The organism is Azospirillum formosense, from assembly GCF_040500525.1.
GTDB lineage: Bacteria > Pseudomonadota > Alphaproteobacteria > Azospirillales > Azospirillaceae > Azospirillum > Azospirillum formosense_A.
This window is the reverse complement of record NZ_CP159403.1, coordinates 1,035,621-1,056,419: the sequence shown is the minus strand read 5'-3', so window position 1 is coordinate 1,056,419 and position 20,799 is coordinate 1,035,621. Positions and strand designations below refer to the sequence as shown.

General features: G+C 70.1%; 19 protein-coding genes. 17 read left to right on the top strand and 2 right to left on the bottom strand.

All coding sequences use genetic code 11. The annotated features are described in order from the left end of the window. The first annotated feature begins 66 nt into the window (after positions 1-66). The 17 genes from urtA (at position 67) to leuD (ending at position 19,024) form a co-directional block, all read left to right on the top strand. A complete protein-coding gene (gene urtA, locus ABVN73_RS17985; RefSeq protein WP_353860820.1) occupies positions 67-1,269 on the top strand; it encodes an urea ABC transporter substrate-binding protein in 1,203 nt (400 codons plus the stop codon). A gap of 158 nt (positions 1,270-1,427) precedes the next feature. Then, positions 1,428-2,660, top strand: a complete 1,233-nt coding sequence (gene fmdA / locus ABVN73_RS17980) for a formamidase (protein WP_353859645.1) — start codon at positions 1,428-1,430, stop codon at positions 2,658-2,660. 21 nt (positions 2,661-2,681) lie between these two features. After that, positions 2,682-3,020 carry a zinc ribbon domain-containing protein gene (locus ABVN73_RS17975; protein WP_353859644.1) on the top strand — a complete coding sequence of 113 codons (339 nt, stop codon included), beginning with the start codon at positions 2,682-2,684 and terminating at the stop codon, positions 3,018-3,020. A gap of 204 nt (positions 3,021-3,224) precedes the next feature. After that, positions 3,225-4,094, top strand: a complete 870-nt coding sequence (locus tag ABVN73_RS17970; protein ID WP_353859643.1) for a GntR family transcriptional regulator — start codon at positions 3,225-3,227, stop codon at positions 4,092-4,094. Between the two features lie 5 nt (positions 4,095-4,099). After that, positions 4,100-5,338: an ABC transporter substrate-binding protein gene (locus ABVN73_RS17965; RefSeq protein ID WP_353859642.1), complete on the top strand. Its 1,239-nt coding sequence runs from the start codon at positions 4,100-4,102 to the stop codon at positions 5,336-5,338. Positions 5,339-5,447: 109 nt separating this feature from the next. Further along, entirely contained in the window at positions 5,448-6,320 is an 873-nt protein-coding gene (locus tag ABVN73_RS17960) for a branched-chain amino acid ABC transporter permease (protein WP_014197324.1), read from the top strand. Continuing rightward, a complete protein-coding gene (locus ABVN73_RS17955) occupies positions 6,317-7,315 on the top strand; it encodes a branched-chain amino acid ABC transporter permease (RefSeq protein WP_353859641.1) in 999 nt (332 codons plus the stop codon). The genes ABVN73_RS17960 and ABVN73_RS17955 overlap by 4 nt, the downstream gene beginning before the upstream one ends. Further along, positions 7,302-8,048 carry an ABC transporter ATP-binding protein gene (locus ABVN73_RS17950; protein ID WP_353859640.1) on the top strand — a complete coding sequence of 249 codons (747 nt, stop codon included), beginning with the start codon at positions 7,302-7,304 and terminating at the stop codon, positions 8,046-8,048. Before ABVN73_RS17955 ends, ABVN73_RS17950 begins: the two co-directional genes overlap by 14 nt. Beyond that, positions 8,041-8,754 carry an ABC transporter ATP-binding protein gene (locus ABVN73_RS17945; RefSeq protein WP_353859639.1) on the top strand — a complete coding sequence of 238 codons (714 nt, stop codon included), beginning with the start codon at positions 8,041-8,043 and terminating at the stop codon, positions 8,752-8,754. Before ABVN73_RS17950 ends, ABVN73_RS17945 begins: the two co-directional genes overlap by 8 nt. A gap of 25 nt (positions 8,755-8,779) precedes the next feature. Then, on the top strand, positions 8,780-10,207 hold the full coding sequence (locus tag ABVN73_RS17940) for an MmgE/PrpD family protein (protein WP_353859638.1): 1,428 nt from the start codon (positions 8,780-8,782) through the stop codon (positions 10,205-10,207). Between the two features lies 1 nt (position 10,208). Beyond that, positions 10,209-11,111: an isocitrate lyase/phosphoenolpyruvate mutase family protein gene (locus tag ABVN73_RS17935; RefSeq protein ID WP_137141170.1), complete on the top strand. Its 903-nt coding sequence runs from the start codon at positions 10,209-10,211 to the stop codon at positions 11,109-11,111. Continuing rightward, on the top strand, positions 11,108-12,901 hold the full coding sequence (locus tag ABVN73_RS17930; RefSeq protein ID WP_353859637.1) for a hydantoinase B/oxoprolinase family protein: 1,794 nt from the start codon (positions 11,108-11,110) through the stop codon (positions 12,899-12,901). The genes ABVN73_RS17935 and ABVN73_RS17930 overlap by 4 nt, the downstream gene beginning before the upstream one ends. Before the next feature lie 19 nt (positions 12,902-12,920). Further along, complete coding sequence (locus ABVN73_RS17925) at positions 12,921-14,993, top strand: hydantoinase/oxoprolinase family protein (RefSeq protein ID WP_353859636.1); 2,073 nt, start codon at positions 12,921-12,923, stop codon at positions 14,991-14,993. Continuing rightward, a complete protein-coding gene (locus tag ABVN73_RS17920) occupies positions 14,990-15,604 on the top strand; it encodes a cysteine hydrolase (RefSeq protein WP_353859635.1) in 615 nt (204 codons plus the stop codon). Before ABVN73_RS17925 ends, ABVN73_RS17920 begins: the two co-directional genes overlap by 4 nt. Further along, on the top strand, positions 15,601-17,022 hold the full coding sequence (locus tag ABVN73_RS17915) for an FAD-dependent oxidoreductase (protein ID WP_353859634.1): 1,422 nt from the start codon (positions 15,601-15,603) through the stop codon (positions 17,020-17,022). The genes ABVN73_RS17920 and ABVN73_RS17915 overlap by 4 nt, the downstream gene beginning before the upstream one ends. Continuing rightward, on the top strand, positions 17,019-18,425 hold the full coding sequence (leuC, locus tag ABVN73_RS17910; protein ID WP_353859633.1) for a 3-isopropylmalate dehydratase large subunit: 1,407 nt from the start codon (positions 17,019-17,021) through the stop codon (positions 18,423-18,425). Before ABVN73_RS17915 ends, leuC begins: the two co-directional genes overlap by 4 nt. 2 nt (positions 18,426-18,427) lie before the next feature. Beyond that, a complete protein-coding gene (leuD, locus tag ABVN73_RS17905; RefSeq protein WP_353859632.1) occupies positions 18,428-19,024 on the top strand; it encodes a 3-isopropylmalate dehydratase small subunit in 597 nt (198 codons plus the stop codon). 15 nt (positions 19,025-19,039) lie between these two features. Here leuD and ABVN73_RS17900 read toward each other — a convergent pair whose 3' ends face one another. Both ABVN73_RS17900 and ABVN73_RS17895 read right to left on the bottom strand, forming a co-directional pair. Continuing rightward, the gene (locus ABVN73_RS17900; RefSeq protein WP_353859631.1) at positions 19,040-19,936 is read right to left on the bottom strand and encodes a diguanylate cyclase; all 897 of its coding nucleotides are present in this window, start codon (positions 19,934-19,936) and stop codon (positions 19,040-19,042) included. A gap of 298 nt (positions 19,937-20,234) precedes the next feature. Then, the gene (locus ABVN73_RS17895; protein ID WP_353859630.1) at positions 20,235-20,690 is read right to left on the bottom strand and encodes a helix-turn-helix domain-containing protein; all 456 of its coding nucleotides are present in this window, start codon (positions 20,688-20,690) and stop codon (positions 20,235-20,237) included. Positions 20,691-20,799 lie beyond the last annotated feature (109 nt).

Here is a 20,799-nt window from a genome sequence, read left to right as displayed (position 1 = left end):
AACTTCCTGGCGGAGGTCAGCCTGCAATCGGCGCTGCGCCGCCGCGCCTCGGTGGCCGGGCGCCTGATGGCGGCGGGCACGGCGCGGCGCGCCCAAGGCCTGGCGCCGGGCGCGCCGGCCACCGCGGCGGTGAACAGGAGAGGCATCGCGGTCACCGACGAGGCGGTGACGGTCGGCATCCTCCATTCCGCCACCGGCACCATGGCGCTGAGCGAGGGCGGGTCGATCCAGGCGGAGATGCTGGCGATCCAGCAGATCAACGAGTCCGGCGGCGTGCTGGGCCGGCGGATCGAGATCGTGCAGGAGGACGGCGCCAGCGACTGGCCGACCTTCGCGGCCCGCGCCGACAAGCTGCTGGTGCAGGACAAGGTGGCGGCGATCTTCGGCTGCTGGACCTCGGCCTCGCGCAAGGAGGTGCTGCCGGTGCTGGAGAAGCGCGACGGCCTGCTCTACTACCCGACCTTCTACGAGGGTCTGGAGCAGTCCCGCCACGTCATCTACACCGGGCAGGAGGCGACTCAGCAGATCCTGGCCGGGCTGGACTGGGTGATGCGCGAGAAGGGGGCGAAGAGCTTCTTCCTCGTCGGGTCGGACTACATCTGGCCGCGCGCGTCGAACGCCATCGCGCGGCGCCACATCGAGGCCAAGGGCTGCCGCGTCGTCGGCGAGGACTACGCCGAACTCGGCGACACCCGCTTCGAGGGCATCGTCGCGCGGATCAAGGCGGCCAAGCCCGACGTCGTCTATGCCATCGTCGTCGGCGGCTCGAACGTCGCCTTCTACAAGCAGCTCAAGGCCGCCGGGATCGAGCTGGACCGCCAGATCCTGATGACCAACAGCGTCACCGAGGACGAGATGATGGGCATCGGCGGTGACTACATCGCCGGCGCCTTCACCTGCGCCAAGTATTTCCAGAGCCTGGAACTGCCGGCCAACCGCGCCTTCGTGGCTGCCTTCAAGGCGATGTGGGGGGCGGACAGCGTCATCGGCGACGTCACCCACAACGCCTATCTCGGCCCCTGGCTGTGGAAGCTGGCGGTCGAGAAGGCCGGCAGCTTCGACGTGGCGCGCGTCATCGCCGCCTCGCCCGGAATCGAGTTCACCGGGGCGCCGGCCGGGCCGCTGCGCATCCACGAGAACCATCACTTGTGGACCCGCACCCGCATCGGCCGCGCCCGGCGCGACGGCCAGTTCGACGTGGTCTTCGAGACCCGGGACCTGATCGAGCCCAACCCCTTCCCGGACGGCTTCCGGGAACTGGCGGCCTGAGGCCCCCTCCCTAACCCTCCCCCGCTTCGCGGGAGAGGGGACAGACGCCGCCATGTGCAAAAGCCCCCTCTCCCGCGGAGCGGGGGAGGGCCGGGGAGGGGGCTCGCAGCATCCACCCCTTCGTCACCAATCAGTCCACCAATAAGGAAGAGCAAACCATGGCTGACACCCTGATCAAGGCCGACCTGTCGCAGTCTCCCTACGAGAACGACATGATCCACAACCGCTGGCACCCGGACATCCCGATGGCGGTGACGGTGAAGCCGGGCGACGACTTCATCCTGGAATGCTACGACTGGACCGGCGGCCAGATCAAAAACGACGACGATGCCGCCGACGTGCGCGACGTCGATCTCAGCCAGGTGCATTTCCTGTCCGGCCCGGTCGGGGTCGAGGGGGCGGAGCCGGGCGACCTCCTGGTCGTCGACCTGCTGGACATCGGCGCCTTTCCGCAGCAGCAGTGGGGCTTCAACGGCTTCTTCTCCAAGCAGAACGGCGGTGGCTTCCTGACCGAGCATTTCCCGCTGGCCCAGAAGTCGATCTGGGACTTCGAGGGCATGTTCACCAAGTCGCGCCACATCCCCGGTGTGCGCTTCGCCGGGCTGATCCACCCCGGCCTGATCGGCTGCCTGCCGTCGCACGACCTGCTGGCCAAATGGAACAAGCGCGAGCAGGCGCTGATCGACACCAACCCGACCCGCGTCCCCGGCCTCGCCAACCCGCCCTACGCGCCGACCGCGCACATGGGTCGGCTGAAGGGCGAGGCCCGCGACAAGGCGGCGGCGGAGGGTGCGCGCACCGTGCCGCCGCGCGAGCATGGCGGCAATTGCGACATCAAGGACCTGTCGCGCGGCTCGCGCATCTACTTCCCGGTCTATGTGAAGGGCGCCGGCCTGTCGATGGGCGACCTGCATTTCAGCCAGGGCGACGGCGAGATCACCTTCTGCGGCGCCATCGAGATGGCCGGCTGGGCCCATCTCAAGGTCAACCTGATCAAGGACGGCATGGCGAAGTACGGCATCAGGAACCCGATCTTCAAGCCGAGCCCGATCGTCCCGACCTACAACGACTACCTGATCTTCGAGGGCATCTCGGTCGACGAGGCGGGCGAGCAGCATTACCTGGACGTCCACGTCGCCTACCGGCAGGCCTGCCTCAACGCCATCGAGTATCTGAAGAAGTTCGGCTACTCCGGCGCCCAGGCCTATTCGATCCTCGGCACCGCACCGGTGCAGGGCCACATCAGCGGCGTGGTCGACGTGCCGAACGCCTGCGCCACTCTGTTCCTGCCGACGCAGATCTTCGACTTCGACATCACCCCGAACGCCGACGGCCCGACGACGTTCATCAAGGGCGACGTCGACATGCCGATCGCCCAGGACCGCGTGTAACGGGAGAGGGGAGGCCGCGCCATGCCGATGTACGATTACGAGTGCCCGACCTGCGGTGACTTCACGGGAATGCGGCCGATGGCGGAAAGCGGCGCGCCGCAGCCGTGCCCCGATTGCGGAACGCCGTCGCCGCGGGTGATCCGCATGGCGCCGGCCTTCTCCGCGCTGTCGGCGGCGACGCGGACCGCGCACGCCACCAACGAACGCAGCGCCGACCGGCCGAAGCTGCTGTCGGAGGTCGGGCCGAAGCACAAGCACGGGCCGGGCTGCGGTTGCGGCGGGAAGGGGCGGTCGGTGCTGCGCACCCCCGACGGGGCGAAGGGCTTCCCGACGGCAAGGCCGTGGATGATCAGCCACTGACGCCTTTGTGACCACCGACACCGAACGGCCCGCCTCCCCCGAGGCGGGCCGTTTGCTTTTCCGGCGCTGGAATCCGAAGGGACCCTCCCCCAATCGTCCGCGCTCCCAACATCGCTGTTGACCAAAGCTGTATTATCGATCATACAGGTTCCTGTCTTATGCAGAGACAGACACCGGTTTCCAGCGAGAGGGAGGCGGGGCACTGTGAAGTCGTCGGTCGAACCGCTGAAGGCGCGCCGGATCTACCTGCTGCTGCGCGACCGCATCATCGCCGGCGACCTGCCGCCGGGCGGGCGCCTGCCGGGGGAGCCGGCGCTGGCCGCGGAGCACGCGGTGTCGCGGGTGACCGTGCGCCGGGCGCTCGACCTTCTGGAGAAGGAAGGGCTCGTGCAGCGCAAGGCCGGCTCGGGCACCTTCGTCCATGACAGCCGCAGCGTCCGCCCCATCGTCGCCGACCTTTCCAACGTGCTGTCGCACCTGATCGACATGGGGCGCAGCACCGATGTGAAGCTGCTGTCCTTCGGCTATGTCGCGCCGCCCGAGGCCATCGCCGAAAGCCTGGGGCTGAAGCCGGGCGAGCGGGTCCAGCGGTCGGTGCGCGTGCGCCTGATCGACGGGGAGCCCTTCTCCTACCTGACCACCCATGTGCCGGAATGGCTGGGCCTGACCTATTCGGAGGCGGAACTGGCGGCGCGCCCGCTGCTGGAGTTGATCGAGCGGTCGGGCGTGAAGACCGAGCGCGCCACCCAGGCGATCAACGCCACGCTGGCCGGGCCGGAGGCGGCGGCGGCGCTCGATCTGGAGATCGGCTCGCCGCTGCTGACGCTGACCCGAATCGTGCACGACCCCTCCGGCCGCGGGGTGGAGCACTTGCACGCGCTGTACCGGCCCGACCGCTACAGCTTTCACATGGATCTGGTGCGCATCGGCGACGACGGGGAGCGGCGCTGGAGCCCGGCCCTGGGCCGGCCGCGCGCATCCGAGGCTGCCAGGGCCGAGAAAGCCAAGGCCGACAAGAACAAAGCGGGCGAAAAGCCCACCCGCGGCTCGCGGGCCATCAAGCAGAGGAGTTGAGCGTTATGGGACGTTCGGTTCAGGACTCCGCACTCTCCGGCGTTTCCCGCCGCACGGTGCTCAAGGCGGGCGCCGCGGCGGCGGCCTTCGCGACGGTGGGTGCCCCGTCGATTCTGCGGGCGCAGACCCCGGCCGTGAAGATCGGCATCCTCCAGCCGGTGACCGGCGCGCTCGCCCATGACGGCGACCTCGGCCGGCTCGGCGCCGAGATGGCGATCAACGAGATCAACGCCGCGGGCGGCCTCAAGGCGCTGGGCGGGGCCAAGATCGAGATGCTCTTCGGCGACGCCCGCTCCACGCCGGAGGCCGGCACGCAGGAGGTCGAGCGCATGCAGGCCGAGGGCGTGTGCGCCATCGTCGGCGGCTTCGCCAGCCCGATCTGCCTCGCCGCCTCCCAGGCGGCGGCGCGCTACGATCTGCCCTATCTGGTCGATGTCGGCGTGTCGGACCAGATCATGGCGCGCGGCCTGACCAATACCTTCCGCTTCAGCCCCGGCTTCGGCAAGGTCACCCAGGTCGCCCTCGACAACCTGACCAAGATCAACGAGCTGGCCGGCAAGCCGGCGAAGACCGTCGTGCTGGTGCATGAGGACGGGCTGTTCGGCTCGGGTCTCGCCAAGCTGCTGCAGACGGAACTGCCCAAGCGCGGCTTCGAGATCCTGGAGACCATCGCCCACCCGACCCCGGCGCGCGACATGTCCAACGTGGCGCTGCGCATCCGTTCGCTGAACCCGGACCTCGTCATTCCGTCCAACTACTACGGCGAGTTCGTTCTGCTCGCCCGCACCATGCAGCAGCAGCGGATCAAGCCGAAGGGCGTCTACGCGGTGCTGGGCGGGGCGGCGTCGAACGGGCGCTTCGTCAAGGAGTTCCCGCAGGCCGCCCAGAACGTCATCGACTGCAACCACTGGCACGATCCGAAGAACCCGAAGGCTCTCGCTCTGCGCAAGGCGGTGGAGGCTCAGGGCAAGTCCTTCGCCTACAACGTTCCGCTGAACTACTCGAACGTCCTGCTGCTGGCCGACGCGATCGAGCGCGCCGGTTCCGCCGACCGCAAGACGATCATCGAGGCGCTCAACGGCTCCACCTTCGAGGGGCACATCATGCCCTACGGCGCGACGAAGTTCGTCAACGGCCAGAACGAGGGCGCGACCCCGATCAACACGCAGATCCAGGGCGAGGACATCAAGGTGATCTTCCCCGAAACCTTTGCGGAGGCGAAGGCCAACTTCCCGGCGACGTGACCCGTCCCGCCGCCTTCGTACCTCCCGCCGTTTCCCCGCCCGCCCCGCGGCGCCGTTCACCGGCCGCCCGGACGGGTGGGGGAACCGTTTCCCTCATGCGCGGGCTGCCATGTATTCCCCTCAGATCATCCTGGAAGCGGCGCTGAACGGGCTGATGACCGGCGCGGTCTACGCGCTGATCGCGCTTGGCCTGACGCTGATCTACGGCGTGCTCCACATCATCAACTTCGCCCATGGCGCGCTGCTGACCTGCGCCATGTTCGCGGTCTGGGTCGCCTGGGCCTGGCTCGGCCTCGACCCATATCTGGTGATCGTGCCGCTGGTGCCGCTGATGTTCGTGCTGGGCTACGGGCTGCAGCGCTTCGTCATCGGGCCGGCCAGCCACGGCGACGACGGCAACATCCTGCTGGTCACGCTCGGCCTGTCGATCGTGCTGGAGAACGTGCTGCTGGCGGTCTTCCAGTCGGACACCCGCACACTCGACACCGATTATTCCTTCCAGGTGGTCGCGCTGGGGCCGCTGCTGCTCTCCTACCCGCGGGTGATCGGGCTGGGCGTGGCGGTGGTGGTGACCGGGCTTCTCTGGCTGGTGCTGAACCGCACCGACACCGGCAAGGCGATCCGCGCCGTCGCCAAGGAGAAGCTGGGCGCCAATCTGGTCGGCATCGACGTCCCGCACGTCTACGCCATCACCTTCGGGCTGGGCTGCGCCTGCCTCGCCGTGGCGGCCGGCCTGCTGATGCCGACCTTCTACGTCAACCCGCGCATCGGCAGCGCCTTCGTGCTGGTCGCCTTCACAGTGGTCGTGCTGGGCGGCATGGGCTCGCTCCCCGGCGCGCTGCTGGGCGGCCTGTTCATCGGCGTGGTGGAGAGCCTGTGCGGCCTGTTCCTGGGCGACAGCCTGGGGCAGATCGGCATCTTCCTGATCTTCATCGCCGTGCTGCTGGTGCGGCCGACCGGCCTGTTCGGAGCCAAGGCATGACCGCGCGCGACCTGATCCCGATCGCCGTCCTGGCCGTCCTCGCCGCGCTGCTGCCGCTGGTGGTGACGTCCAGCCCGGTGATGAACTTCCTCGTCTTCACGCTGATCGTGGCGCTGGGCGCGCAGGGCTGGAACATCCTGGGCGGCTTCGGCGGCCAGTTCAGCTTCGGCCACGCCGCCTTCTTCGGCACCGGCGCCTATGTGACGGCGATCCTGCAGCTTCGCTACGGGATCAACGCCTGGGCCGGGCTGCTGCTGGCGATGGCGGCGGGGGCGGCGGTCGCCTGGGTGATCGGCTTCCTCAGCTTCCGTTCCGGCCTGCGGGGCTCCTACTTCGCGCTGGTGACGCTGGCCTTCGCCGAGGTGTTCCGCATCCTCGCCAATGCGACGGCCTTCACCGGCGGTGCCGCCGGCCTGCTGATCAAGCTGGATGTCCACCCCGCCAACCTGCAGTTCGCCGACCGCGCCGTCTTCTATTGGCTGGTGCTGGCCTTCGTCACCGGGGTGCTGCTGCTGACTCGCTGGATCCAGCGTTCGCGCTTCGGGGCGCAGCTCGTCGCGGTGCGCGAGAACGAGGACGCGGCCAAGGCGCTGGGCGTCGACTCCTTGAAGGTCAAACTGCGCGCCATTGCCCTGTCGGGTGCGGTGACAGCGCTGTCCGGCTGCCTCTACGCCCAGTATTTTCTCTACATTGACGCTCACATCGCCTACGGCAGCTGGATCTCGGTGGAACTGCTGCTCGCCCCGATCATCGGCGGCGTCGGCACCGTCTTCGGGCCGGTGGTGGGCGCGCTGACCCTGCACGGGCTGGGCGAACTCGCCAAACAGTTCGCCGGCCGCATCCCCGGCATCGATCTGATCGTCTTCGGCGGCGTGCTGGTGCTGGCCGTCGCCTTCGCCCGCGGCGGCATCCTGGGCCTGCTGGAGCGGCTGCGCGACCGCGGTCGCGGGATGATGACGCGCGGCGCCAAGGAGGTGTCCCATGCTGGCCGTTGAGTCCGTCTCCAAGCGCTTCGGCGGTCTGATGGCGGTGGACAACGCGTCGCTCGCGCTGGAGCCCGGCGGCATCATCGGCCTGATCGGGCCGAACGGCGCCGGCAAGACCACGCTGTTCTCGATGATCTCCGGCTTCGTCGCGCCGAGCGACGGACGGATCCTGTTCGAGGGCACCGACATCACCGGCGAGGAGCCGCACCGCCGCGCCGAGCGCGGCATCGGCCGCACCTTCCAGATCGTCCAGCCCTTCGCCGGGCTGACGGTGTGCGAGAACATCGCGGTCGGCGCCTATCTGCGCCACGCCAGGCGCGCCGACGCCATCGCCAGGGCGCGCGAGGTGGCCCGCCGCGTCGGGCTGGCGGCCGAGCTGGACCGGCCGGCGGGCGGGCTGACCGTGGCGGGGCGCAAGCGGCTGGAGCTGGCCCGCGCGCTCGCCACCGAGCCGAAGCTGCTGCTGCTGGACGAGGTGCTGGCCGGCCTGAACCCGTCGGAGATCCGCGACATCATCCCGGTGATCCGGGGCATCCGCGACGAAGGGGTGACGATCCTGATGATCGAACACGTCATGCAGGCGGTGATGAACCTGTGCGAGCGCGTCTATGTGCTGGCGCAGGGTCGCATGATCGCCGAGGGCAAGCCCGCCGCCGTCTGCGCCGACCCCCGCGTGATCGAGGCCTATCTCGGCCACGGCGCCGCCGCCCGCCTTGCGGCGGAGGGGGCGGCCCATGGCTGAGGCGCTTCTGAGCATCCAGGGGCTGAAGACCGGCTACGGCGCCACCGAGGTGCTGCGCGGCATCGACATGGCGGTGCAGGACGGCGAGATCGTCACGGTCCTCGGCTCCAACGGCGTCGGCAAGACGACGCTGAACAAGGTGCTGTCGGGCGTTCTGCCGCCCTGGGCGGGCGAGATCCGCTTCGCCGGCAGCCGCATCGACGGCCGCTCCGCCGCGCGCATCGTGGAGGAGGGGCTGATCCAGGTGCCGGAAGGCCGCAAGATCTTCCCCAACCTGTCGATCCGCGAGAATCTGGAGCTGGGCAGCTACCGGCGCGGCAAGCCGAACCGGGCGCGGAACCTGGAGCGCATCTTCACCACCTTCCCCCGCCTGAAGGAGCGCGAGGGCCAGCTCGCCGGCACGCTGTCGGGCGGCGAGCAGCAGATGCTCGCCATCGGGCGCGGCATGATGGCCGAACCGCTGCTGCTGATCCTCGACGAGCCGTCGCTCGGGCTGTCGCCGCTGGTGGTCGAGGAGATGTTCGGGCTGATCCGGAAGCTGAACGCGGGCGGGCTGGCGATCCTGCTGGTCGAGCAGAACGTCGTCCAGTCGCTGGAGGTCGCCCGCCGCGCCTACATCCTCGAAAACGGCGTCTTCGCGCTGTCGGGACCGTCCGACGAGATCGTGCGCGACCCCGAATTGAAACGCACCTATCTCGGCCTCTAGGGGCCGTCCGCTCGGGAGCGGTGACATGACAAGCCTGTCCTTTGACGTGAAGCCGGCGAGCGAATTGCTCGCCGCCGCCCGGCCGTCCTGGCTCGACCGTTGGGGCACCTTCGCCGCCGGCCTGACCTTTGCCGACCTGCCGGCCCCGGTGGTGGAGCGGGCGAAGCTGGTGCTGCTGGACTGCGTCGGCGTGATCGCCGCCGGCATGCAGGAGCCGGAATGCCAAGCGCTGGCGGGCCGTATGGCTGAGACCGGCGGTTCCGGCGATTGCCCGGCCATCGGCAGCGGCCGCGGTTTCGCCGCCGGGTCCGCCGCCCTGCTCAACGGTCTGGCCGGAACCATGCTGGAGCTGGACGAGGGGAACCAGTACGCCCGCGGCCATCCGGCGATCCATGTCGTTCCGGCCCTCCTGGCCGCCGGGCCGCGCCTGAAGGCGTCCGGCGCCGATTTGCTGACCGCGCTGGCGCTCGGCTATGAGATCGGGTCGCGCATCGGCATCGCCGCCAAGCTGCTGGTCACCACCCACCCGCACGGCACCTGGGGCACGGCGGGGGCGGCGCTGGCCGTCGCCCATCTGAACCGGGCCGACGCGGCGATGATGATCGAGACGCTCAACATCGCCTCGACCCTCGGCCTCGCCACCAGCCGGCGGACGATGCTGGAGGGCGGCACGGTGCGCAACGCCTACGCCGGGGTGTCGAACCAGCTTGGTCTGACCGCTTGGGATCTGGCGGCGAGCGGCATCATCGGCGAGACCGACGGGGTGGGCAGCGTGTTCGGCGGCGTCATCGCCACCGATTTCCGGCCGGAGCTGATGATCGAGGAGCTGGGCGAACGCTGGGAGATCGCCCGCAACTACTTCAAGCGCCACGCCGCCTGCCGCTACACCCACGGCGCGCTCGACGCGCTGGGCGACATCGTGGCGCAGGCCGGCGGGCGGATCGCCCCGGCGGAGGTCGCGGCCATCGAGGTCGACACCTACGTCTGGGCCGCCCAACTCGACGGGGCCGAGCCGAAGAACATGCTGGCCGCGAAGTTCTCGCTGCCCTTCGCGCTGGCGACCTTCGTCGCCAACGGCGCGGCCACCCCCGAGGCCTTCCGCGACGGAGCCCGCCAGGACGCGGCGACCCGCGACCTCGCCCGCCGGGTGACCGTGCGCGAGGACCCCGGCCTGACCGCCCGTCTTCCCGGCCTGCGCCCGGCCCGCGTCCGCCTGACGCTCGCCGACGGACGGCGCTTCGAGGCGGAGGCGCTGACCAACAAGGGCGACACCGAGGATCCCTACAGCCCGGACGAGGTGCGCGCCAAGTTCGCCGACCTCGCCGGTCCGGTCTGGGGTGCCTCCCACGCCGCCGCCATTGCCGACTGCGTCGCGTCGATCGACCGCGCGGCCGACCTTTCAACCCTGACCCGGCTTCTGTCGGCGCCCGCCGCCGCCGGGGGGAGCGTCTGAGATGACCCGACCCGACCTCACCTTCAAACAGCGGCTTTCCGAGGACCGCGTCGTCCTGGCCCCCGGCGTCTACGACGCCTTCACCGCCTCGCTGGCGGCGGCGGCGGGGTTCGAGGCGCTGTACCTGTCGGGGGCGGCCATCGCCTACACCCGGCTCGGCCGGCCCGACATCGGGCTGGTCTCGGTCAGCGAGGTGGCGGACACCATCGCGCTGGTGCGCGACCGCGTGCCGACGCCGCTGGTGGTGGACGCCGACACCGGCTACGGCAACGCGCTGAACGTGCAGCGCACCGTGCGCATGTTCGAGCGGGCCGGCGCCACCGCGCTCCAGCTCGAGGACCAGAGCTTTCCCAAGCGCTGCGGCCACCTGACCGACAAGGCGGTGATCCCGGCCGGCGAGATGGCCGGCAAGATCAAGGCGGCGGTCGATGCCCGGACCAGCGAGGGCACGCTCATCATCGCCCGCACCGACGCGGTGGCGGTGGAGGGCGTCCCGGCGGCGCTCGACCGTGCCCGCCTCTACGTCGAGGCCGGGGCCGACGTGCTGTTCGTCGAGGCGCCGAAGAGCCGCGAGCAGCTTTCCGCCATCGCCACCGACCTGGGCGGCATCCGCCCGCTGCTGGCGAACATGGTGGAGGGCGGGCAGACGCCGATCAGCTCCGCCGCCGACCTCGGCGATCTCGGCTACCGGCTGGTGATCTTCCCCGGCGGCATCGTGCGGGCGCTGGCCCGGCAGGCGCAGGACTATTACGCCTCGCTGGCCCAGCACGGCACCACCCAGCCGTTCCGCGACCGCATGTTCGACTTCAACGCGCTGAACGATCTCATCGGCACGCCGGAGATGCTGGCGCTCGGCGAAACCTACAAGGACTTCACCTCCGCCAAGCGGGAGGACGCGGCATGACCACCCAGACCACCACCAAGACCACTACCAAGACCACCACCAAGACCACCACCAAGACCACCACAATCGACCCCGTCACGCTGGCCGTCCTCAAGGGCCGGCTGGAGCAGATCGCCGACGAGATGGACGCGACGCTCTACCGCTCGGCCTTCAACCCGATCATCGCCGAGGCGCGCGACGCCTGCCACGGCCTCTACCACGCCGAGACCGGGGCCACGCTGGTGCAGGGAACCAACGGCCTGCCGATCTTCGTCGGCGCCATGGCCTTCGCGGTCAAGGCGGTGATCGACAAGGTGGCGAAGGAAGGCGACCTGCATCCCGACGACATCTTCCTGTTCAACGACCCCTATGACGGCGGCACGCACCTGAACGACTTCCGGCTGGTGCGCCCGATCTTCCGCCGGGGCCGGCTGTTCTGCTGGATGGCGTCGGTCGGGCACTGGCTCGACATCGGCGGCAACGTGCCGGGCAACTTCAACGCGCGGGCCACCGACAGCTTCCAGGAGGGCGTGCGAATCCCGCCGGTGAAGCTGGTCAAGGCCGGGGCGATGAACCACGACCTGCTGGCGATCCTCGCCGCCAACTCCCGCGTGCCGGTGTCCAACTACGGCGACCTGAACGGGCAGCTCAACGCGCTCGACCTCGGCGTGCGCCGGCTGACCGAGCTGCTGGACGAGCATGGCGAGGACACCGTCGCGGCGGCCTTCGACGCCTTCACCGCGCGGGCCGAGGCGCTGATGCGCAGCGCGCTGTCCAGGCTGCCCGACGGCACCTACAGCTTCGAGGATTATCTCGACAACGACGGCATCACATCGGAGAAGCTGCGCATCGCGCTCGACCTGACCATCGCGGGCGACCGCATGGTGCTGGACTTCTCCCGCTCCTCCGCACCCTGCGCCGGGCCGCTGAACATCGCCTATTCCACGGCGGTCGCCTGCTGCTACGTCGCGCTGAAGCACGTTTTCACCGACGTGCCGGCCAACGCCGGCTGCCTCAACCCGATCACCTTCGTCATCCCCGAGACGACCTTGCTGGCGGTGAAGCCGCCCAAGCCGGTCGGCGGCTACACCGAGACCATCCTGCGCGTCATCGGCGTGGTGTTCGGCGCGCTGGCCCTGGCCGACCCGGCCCGCGCCACCGCCGCCCCCTTCGGCACGATCAACGCGCTGTCGCTGGCCGGCCACCGTCCGGACGGCTCGCGCTGGGTGATGTTCTCCTTCTTCGGCGGCGGCCTGGGCGGCAACCCGGAGAGCGACGGGCTGAACCACGCCAACAACCCGATCTCCACCGCCACCATCCCGCCGGTGGAAATCCTCGAAGCGGCCTACCCGGTGATGTTCACCCAATGGGCGCTGCGCCCGGATTCCGCCGGAGCCGGCCTGCACCGCGGCGGGCTGGGCGCGGTCTACGAGATCGAGGCGCTGACCGCCGCCGACGTCTTTCTGCTGGGCGAGCGCGGCGTCTTCGCCCCCTTCGGGGTGGCCGGCGGCACGCCCGCCGCGCTGAATCGCTTCGTCTGGCAGAGCGACGAGGGCGAAAAGTCGCCGCCGCTCGCCTCCAAGGTCACCGACGTGAAGATCCGCGACGGCCAGCGCGTCCGGCTGGAGACGCCGGGCGGCGGCGGTTGGGGCGACCCGCGGCGGCGCGACGCCGAGGCCGTGGCCCGCGACGTGCGGCTCGGCTATCTCGGCGCCGAGGCCGCGCGCAGCGCCTACGGCGTGGCGCTGACCGACGACGGCGCGCTCGACATCGCCGCCACCGCGGCGCTCCGCGAAACCTCCGCCGCCTGACGAATCCGGAAGCAAGACCATGAGCAACGATATCTCCACGGGTGCGATCGTCGGCGTCGATGTCGGCGGCACCTTCACCGACCTGTTCCATTACGACGAGGCGCGCGGCAGCTTCCGCACCGCCAAGGTCCCGTCCAACCGCGGCGACGAGGCGGTCGGCTTCCTCGCCGGCCTGCAGAGCTTCGGCCCGGTCGCCGAGTTGGGCTCCATCGTCCACGGCACCACGGTCGGCACCAACGCTCTGCTGGAGCGCAAGGGCGCCAAGGTCGGGCTGATCACCACCGCCGGATTCCGCGACGTGCTGGAGATGCGCCGCCGCGACCGCCGCCAAACCTGGGGCCTGTGGGGCGATTTCGTCCCGGTCGTCGACCGCGATCTGAGGCTTGAAGTGTCGGAGCGCACGCTGGCCGACGGCACCGTCCGCGCCGCCGTCGATCCGGAGGAGGTGCGCGCTTGCGCCCGCCGTCTGGCCGCGATGGGGGCGGAGGCGCTGGCCATCGTCTTCATCAACGCCTACGCCAACCCGTCGAACGAACTGGCGGCGCTGGAGGCGGCGCGCGAGGTCTGGCCCAACGCCAACTTGGAATGCTCGTCCCGCATCCTGCCGGAAATCCGCGAGTTCGAGCGCACCTCGACCACCGCGCTCAACGCCTATCTCCAGCCGGTGGTCGGCAGCTACCTCGCCAAGCTCGACAACGCGCTGGCCGGGGAGGGGTTCGGCGGACGCTTCCACATCGTGCAGTCGAACGGCGGCGTCATGTCCACAGACACCGCGCGGCGCCTGCCGGTGCGCACCGCCCTGTCGGGGCCGGCGGCTGGCGTCATCGCCGCCGCGGCGATCTCCAAGGCGGCGGGCTTCCCCAACGTCATCACCGGCGACCTCGGCGGCACCAGCTTCGACGTGTCGCTGGTGGTGGAGGGGCAGACCATGCTGGCCGCCCAGACCACCATCGACTTCGGTCTGGTCGTCCGCACGCCGATGATCGAGATCACCACCATCGGCGCCGGCGGCGGCTCCATCGCCGGGGTCGATCCCGGTGGCATGCTGCAGGTCGGGCCGGAGAGCGCCGGCTCGCGTCCGGGACCGGTCTGCTACGGCCAGGGCAACACGCGCCCGACGCTGACCGACGCCAACGTGCTGCTCGGCCGCATCAACGCGGAGCGGCCGATCGGCGGCAAGCTCGCCCGGCTGGACGTCGATGCCGCCCGCACCGCCATCGCCACCCACGTCGCCGAGCCCCTGGGCCTCGACGTCATGGCGGCGGCGGAGGCGGTGGTGCGCATCGCCAACAGCAAGATGGCCGGCGCCATCCGCCTCGTCTCCATCGAGCGCGGGCACGATCCGGCCAAGTTCGCCGCGGTGCCCTTCGGCGGCGGCGGCGCGCTGCATGTCGGCGCGCTGATCAAGGAGGTCGGTCTGAAGGCGGCGCTGGTGCCGCGCTTTCCCGGCGTGACTTCGGCGCTCGGCTGCGTCATCGCCGACATCCGCCACGATCAGGTGCAGACGGTGAACCTGCCGCTGGCCGGCATCGACGCCGCGTCGCTCGACCGCCGCATGGTGGAGGAGGCTGCGGCCGCCCGTGCCGTCGTGGAGTCCGCCGGCCTCAGCGTCGAGCGCATCGACCTCGTATTCGAACTCGACATGCACTACATCGGCCAGACCCACACGGTCGCCGTGCCGCTGCCCGTGTCGGTCGAAAACGGCACCACCGGGGTCGACGAGGCGACCATCCGCGCCGCCTTCGAGCGCGCCTATCAGGCGTCCTTCAGCCGGCTTCTGCCGGGGGTAGGAGCCAAGATCGTCAACCTGCGCACCGCCGCCATCGGCCGCCGTCCGCATTTCGACCTCGCCGCCCTGGCCCCGGCCGCCGGAACGACGGTGGAAGGCGCCTACGCAGGGTCGCGGCCGGTGTGGTTCGACGGGGCTTGGCACGAGACGGCGGTCTACAACCGTCTCGACCTGCCGGTCGGCGCGCACATCCAGGGTCCGGCGATCCTGGAGCAGCCGGACGCCACCACCGTCATCGATCCCGACCTCAGCGCCCGCGTCGACGGGTACGGCAACGTCATCGTGGAAAGGAGCGCCCGATGAGCGCCGCGCTAATTCCCATCGAGCGCACCGCCCTGCTGGTCTGCGACCTGCAGAACGATTTCCTGCACCCGGAGGGGGCTTATGGCCGCGCCGGCCAGACGGCACCGGAAATTCTGGCCCTGCCGGAGCGGGTGAAGCCGTTGGCCGACCTTCTGCGGTCGCGCGGCGGCTGGGTGATCTCGACCAATTTCACCCTGGTTCCCGGCCGCGGCGGCGAGCCGATGATCTCGCCCCACCTGAAGGCGCTGCGGCCCTTCCTGGCGAAGGGCGACTTCCAGCCGGGAGGCTGGGGGCATCGCACGGTGGACACGCTCCAGCCCGTCGATGTCGAGGTGGAGAAGATCGCCTACTCCGCCTTCTATATGTCGCGGCTGGAGTGGGTGCTGCGCAAATGCGGGGTGGAGCGGCTGCTGGTCTGCGGCATCGTCACCAACGGCGGCGTCGCCTCGACCGTGCGCGACGCCCATGTCCGCGACTTCGACACCATTTTGCTGGAGGACGGCTGCGCCGCCTTCACGCCGCAGGTCCATGACGTCTCGGTCGCCGCCCTGCGCCCGGTCTGCCGTGTGGCGACGGTCGCGGCGATGCTGGAGGAGTTGACCGCGTCATGAGCCGCATCCTGCCCGCCGACGGGGTGACGTTCGAATTCACGGTGCCCGTCGTGGTGATCGGCGGCGGGGCGGCCGGAATGATCGCGGCCCTCGCCGCCCAGGAGCGCGGGGCGGAGGTGCTGGTGCTGGAGCGCGACGCGCTGCCCCAGGGCTCCACCGCACTGTCGGCCGGGCTGATTCCGGCACCGGGCACGCGCTGGCAGCGCGCCGCCGGGATCGAGGACAGCCCGGAGCGCTTCGCCGCCGACATCATCGCCAAGGCGAAGGGGGAACCCGACCCGGCGGAGGTGTCCCGCGTCGTCCGTGCCGTCGGTCCAGCGCTGGAATGGCTGGCCGACCGCTACGGCCTGCCGTTCTCGGTGATCGACAACTTCACCTATCCCGGCCACAGCGCCCGGCGCATGCACGGGCTGCCCAGCCGGTCGGGGACGGAGCTGATCGACCGGCTGCGCGGCGCCGTCGAGACCGCCGGCATCGACGTGCTGTGCGAGGCGCATGTGACCGCGCTCTACGCCGACGGCCCGCGTGTCCGCGGTGTGGAGGTCACCCGGCCCGACGGCAGCGTCGAGCGGGTCGGCTGCGCGGCGCTGATCCTCGCCTGCAACGGCTATGGCGGCAACAGGGCGCTGGTCGAACGCCATGTGCCGGAGTTGGCCGACGCGCTCTATTTCGGGCATCCCGGCAACCAGGGCGACGCGCTCCTGTGGGGCGAGGCGCTGGGGGCGGCGACGCGGCACCTGTCGGGGCATCAGGGCCACGGTTCGGTCGCTCACCCCGCCGGCATCCTGGTCACCTGGGCGACGGTCACCGAGGGCGGCGTGCAGGTGAACACCGAGGGCAGGCGCTTCTCCAACGAGGCGCAGGGCTATTCCGAGCAGGCCGCCGTCGTGCTGCGCCAGCCCGATGGCATCGCCTGGACCGTCTTCGACGAGCGCATCGCCGCCGTCGCCCGCCAGTTCGAGGATTTCCGGCAGGCCGAGGCGATGGGCGCGGTGCTCGGTGCCGACAGCCCGGCGGACCTCGCCCGTCTGATGAAGATCGACGCGGAGGCGCTGACCGTCACATTGGCCGAGGTCGACCGGTTGAAGGCAGCGGGGGGAACCGACGGCTTCGGCCGGAGCTTCGCCGGCTCGGCGCCGCTGGTGGCACCGTACCGCGCCGTCCGCGTCACCGGCGCCCTGTTCCACACCCAGGGCGGGCTGGTCGTCGATGACGATGCTCGCGTGCTGGTCGGGACGTCGGACGGGCAGGGCGGTGCGCTGCCCAACCTCTACGCCGCCGGCGGGGCCGCCTGCGGCGTGTCGGGGTCGAAGGCGTCCGGCTACCTGTCCGGCAATGGCTTGCTGACCGCGGTGGCGCTGGGGCGCATCGCCGGGGCGGCCGCAGCGGACTCCGTGAAGGAGGGAAGCAACCCATGACGCAACACCCCCGCAGCCTGTTCGACAAGGTCTGGGACGCCCATCTGGTGGCGACCCGGCCGGACGGGCAGGCGCTGCTCGCCATCGACCGCCATTTCCTGCACGAGGGCTCGTTCCACGCCTTCGGCATGATCGACCATGCCGGCCGCAAGGTGCGCCGGCCTGAGCTGACCTTCGCCGTCGCCGACCATTACGTGCCCTCGCACAGCCGGACCAGGCCGATCGCCGATCCCGAGATCGCCAACATGGTGACGATGCTGGAGGCGAACGCCGGGCGCCATGGCCTGCGCCATTTCGGCCTGCACGACCCGGCGCAGGGCATCGTCCATGTGCTTGCGCCGGAGCAGGGGCTGACCCTGCCGGGCCTGACCATCGTCTGCGGCGACAGCCACACCTCCACCCACGGCGCCTTCGGCGCGCTCGCCTTCGGCATCGGCGCCACCGAGGTGTCGCATGTGCTGGCGACCCAGACGCTGTGGCAGCGCCGGCCCAAGACCATGCGCGTCACCGTCGACGGCGAGCTGGGCGCGCATGTGACGGCCAAGGACCTGATCCTGGCGGTGATCGGCTTCATCGGCGCCGACGGGGCGGCCGGCCACGTCATCGAATACGCCGGCAGCGCCATCCGCGCCCTGTCGATGGAGGGCCGGCTGACCGTCTGCAACATGTCGATCGAGGCGGGGGCGCGGGCCGGCATGATCGCCCCCGACGACACCACCTTTTCCTGGATCGACGGGCGGCCCTACGCCCCCAAGGGGGACGTGTTCGACCGCGCCGTGGCGCACTGGCGGACCCTGCCCAGCGACCCGGACGCCGCCTTCGACCGCGAGGTGTCGCTCGACGCCGCTGCCATCGCCCCGTCGGTCACCTGGGGCACCAGCCCGGAGACCGCGGTTCCGGTGACCGGCGCGGTTCCCGATCCCGGCGCCGAGAGCGACCCGGTGCGCGCCGGCCAGATGCGCAAGATGCTGGACTACATGGCGCTGACCCCCGGCACGCGGCTGGAGGAGGTCGGCATCGACCGCGTCTTCATCGGCTCCTGCACCAACGCCCGGCTGGAGGATCTGCGCGCCGCCGCCGCCGTGCTGCGCGGCCGCCGCGCCGTGGTGCCCGGGCTGGTGGTTCCGGGGTCGGTGCCGGTGCGCCGTCAGGCCGAGGCGGAGGGGCTGGACCGCGTCTTCACCGACGCGGGTCTGGAATGGGGCGAGCCCGGCTGTTCCATGTGCGTCGGCATCAACGGCGACCTCGTCCCGGCCGGCGAGCGTTGCGCCTCCACCACCAACCGCAACTTCCCCGGCCGTCAGGGGCCGAACGCGCGCACGCATCTGATGAGCCCGGCGATGGCCGCCGCCGCCGCCGTGACCGGCAAACTCACCGATGTCCGCAAGCTGGGAGATTCGTAAGGATGGACCCCTTCGTCACGCTGACCGCGCCCGCGGTGCCGCTCGACATCGCCAACATCGACACCGACCAGCTGCTCCCGGCGCGCTTCCTGAAGAAGCCGCGCAGCGCCGGCTATGGCAACTTCCTGCTCCATGACGAGCGCAAGCCCGGCTTCCCGCTGGACGATCCCGCCTATGCCGGGGCGCGCGTGCTGGTGACCGACCGCAACTTCGGCTGCGGGTCGTCGCGGGAGGGGGCGGTCTACGCGCTGGTGGACGGCGGCTTCCGCTGCGTCGTCGCGCCCAGCTTCGGCGACATCTTCGCCGCCAACGCCGCCAAGAACGGTCTGCTGACCATAACCCTGCCGGAGGAGACGGTGGCGGAGCTGCGCCGCCAGCTGCAGGAGGCGCCGGGCGCCGCCGTCACCGTGGACCTGCCGGCCCAGACCCTGACCGGTCCGGACGGGCGGCCGCGGGCCTTCGCCATCGACCCGTTCAAGAAGGAATGCCTGATCGACGGCCTTGACGACGTGGCCCTGACGCTGCGCCACCAGGACGCCATCGACGCCTTCGACCGCGCGGACGCCGAGGCGCGGCCCTGGCTGGTGCCGGGAGCCTGACGGCGCCCGGCAGGATCACGGCGACGCGTCGCACACCACTCGGTTGCGGCCGCCGCTCTTCGCGCGGTACAGCGCTTCGTCCGCCCGCGCGAGCAGCGCGGCGACGCCGGTCTCGCCCGGCCGCAGCGCGCTGACGCCGATGCTGACGGTGACGGAGAGGACGGACCCGGCGCCGTTGGCGATGCGCACGACGGTTTCCGCCAGCGCTTGACGCAGCCGCTCCGCCAGCAGCGCCGCACCCTGCGGCGGCGTCTCGGGCAGCAGGATGGCGAACTCCTCGCCGCCCAGCCGTCCCAGGACGTCGGCCCCGCGTACCATGGACCGGCAGACGCGGACGACCGTGCGGATCGCCTCGTCCCCGGTGGCGTGGCCGTGGGTATCGTTGACCTTCTTGAAATGGTCGATGTCCAGCATGATCGCGGACAGCGGCTGGCCCCCGCGTTGCGCGCGCGCCACCTCTTCGGCGGCGCGCGCCATAAAACGTCCGCGGTTCAGCGCCCCGGTCAGCGAGTCGGTGGTGGCGAGCCGTTCCAGTTGGCGCTGCATGTCGACCACGCGGGAGGCGGCGAGCAGCCGGGCGCGCAGCCATGTCAGGTCCAGCGGCTTGCGCAGGAACTCGTCGGCCCCGTTCTCCACCACCTCGAAGAACTGGTTGGTGATGCTGCCGGGGATCATCAGCATCAGGTAGAGGTGCCGCTCCCGCTGCGCCGCGCGCAGGTGCCAGCACACCTCCACGCCCTCCATCTCACCGACGCGGAAATCGACCAGCGCGATGTCGATGGGCTCTTCGCGGCAGCGGGCCAGCGCCGCCTGACCGCTTTCGGCAAAGGCCGCCTGATGGCCGAAACCTTCAAGCTGCTGGCACAGCACCGCACGCGCCATGCGCGAATCGTCCACCACCAAAATCCGCATGCGGCCTCCACGACCATCGCGCCAGAGAAGCACAAAGCCTTGAAGGAAACATTACAACCGTATGGATTTCTGAATGAACCCGCATCACCGGTCGCCTTGGCCCTGCTCGACCGAAAATGGTGTCAATGCAACCAAAAACTAATAAAATTTTCTCTAATTCAACTGAAAAGAGAAAACTTGGGGGCGCCTTGAGCAAAGGAGAATACCGAGATGTCCGGCGGCGACAATCAATCACCCGTTGCGGTGGTGCCGGAGGCCAAAGCATCCGTGCCCATGTATGGATGCATCTCCTGATCCATCAACTGGTCGTCGCCGGTTTCTGAACGCGCGTATCGTTCCATCCGAGAAGCCGTCCATCCTGCGCGCGCAACGCCAGCCGCGCGACCGGAGCCCCGGTGTCGGCATCGACCAGCGAGGAGCGTGGGGCGTCGGGGCGGTAGAGATGGTCTTCGCCCCATTGCCGCAGCGCGACGATGACGAGAAAGAGGCCGCGCCCTTTCTCGGTCAGGACATATTCGCGATACGCACTGCCATCGGAGGCCGGCGCGGTTTCCAGAATGCCGCGCTGGGTCAGGTCGCGCAGCCGCGTTGCCAGCATGCCCTTGGCGATGCCGAGGCCGGTCTGGAACTCGCTGAACCGCCGCACCCCGTCGAAAGCGTCGCGGATGATGAGCAGCGACCACCAGTCGCCAATGACGTCGAGCGCGCGTGCGACCGGGCAACCGGCGTCCCAAAGGCTGACCCGCTTGACCATGACCAGAACCCTCCAACCGCCCAATGTGGTCTTGAAATAGAACTGGATTTCGCGGCGCGCAAGTGGTCTCAAAATGGAACCGGATTAAGCATCAACCGACGGAGCGACC

What these genes read in the sequence shown, in the direction of transcription:
- urtA (WP_353860820.1), top strand. Translation starts at nt 67, where the DNA reads ATGGCGGCGGGCACGGCGCGGCGCGCCCAAGGCCTGGCGCCGGGCGCG.
- fmdA (WP_353859645.1), top strand. Translation starts at nt 1,428, where the DNA reads ATGGCTGACACCCTGATCAAGGCCGACCTGTCGCAGTCTCCCTACGAG.
- ABVN73_RS17975 (WP_353859644.1), top strand. Translation starts at nt 2,682, where the DNA reads ATGCCGATGTACGATTACGAGTGCCCGACCTGCGGTGACTTCACGGGA.
- ABVN73_RS17965 (WP_353859642.1), top strand. Translation starts at nt 4,100, where the DNA reads ATGGGACGTTCGGTTCAGGACTCCGCACTCTCCGGCGTTTCCCGCCGC.
- ABVN73_RS17960 (WP_014197324.1), top strand. Translation starts at nt 5,448, where the DNA reads ATGTATTCCCCTCAGATCATCCTGGAAGCGGCGCTGAACGGGCTGATG.
- ABVN73_RS17955 (WP_353859641.1), top strand. Translation starts at nt 6,317, where the DNA reads ATGACCGCGCGCGACCTGATCCCGATCGCCGTCCTGGCCGTCCTCGCC.
- ABVN73_RS17950 (WP_353859640.1), top strand. Translation starts at nt 7,302, where the DNA reads ATGCTGGCCGTTGAGTCCGTCTCCAAGCGCTTCGGCGGTCTGATGGCG.
- ABVN73_RS17945 (WP_353859639.1), top strand. Translation starts at nt 8,041, where the DNA reads ATGGCTGAGGCGCTTCTGAGCATCCAGGGGCTGAAGACCGGCTACGGC.
- ABVN73_RS17940 (WP_353859638.1), top strand. Translation starts at nt 8,780, where the DNA reads ATGACAAGCCTGTCCTTTGACGTGAAGCCGGCGAGCGAATTGCTCGCC.
- ABVN73_RS17935 (WP_137141170.1), top strand. Translation starts at nt 10,209, where the DNA reads ATGACCCGACCCGACCTCACCTTCAAACAGCGGCTTTCCGAGGACCGC.
- ABVN73_RS17930 (WP_353859637.1), top strand. Translation starts at nt 11,108, where the DNA reads ATGACCACCCAGACCACCACCAAGACCACTACCAAGACCACCACCAAG.
- ABVN73_RS17925 (WP_353859636.1), top strand. Translation starts at nt 12,921, where the DNA reads ATGAGCAACGATATCTCCACGGGTGCGATCGTCGGCGTCGATGTCGGC.
- ABVN73_RS17920 (WP_353859635.1), top strand. Translation starts at nt 14,990, where the DNA reads ATGAGCGCCGCGCTAATTCCCATCGAGCGCACCGCCCTGCTGGTCTGC.
- ABVN73_RS17915 (WP_353859634.1), top strand. Translation starts at nt 15,601, where the DNA reads ATGAGCCGCATCCTGCCCGCCGACGGGGTGACGTTCGAATTCACGGTG.
- leuC (WP_353859633.1), top strand. Translation starts at nt 17,019, where the DNA reads ATGACGCAACACCCCCGCAGCCTGTTCGACAAGGTCTGGGACGCCCAT.
- leuD (WP_353859632.1), top strand. Translation starts at nt 18,428, where the DNA reads ATGGACCCCTTCGTCACGCTGACCGCGCCCGCGGTGCCGCTCGACATC.
- ABVN73_RS17900 (WP_353859631.1), bottom strand. Translation starts at nt 19,936, where the DNA reads ATGCGGATTTTGGTGGTGGACGATTCGCGCATGGCGCGTGCGGTGCTG.
- ABVN73_RS17895 (WP_353859630.1), bottom strand. Translation starts at nt 20,690, where the DNA reads ATGGTCAAGCGGGTCAGCCTTTGGGACGCCGGTTGCCCGGTCGCACGC.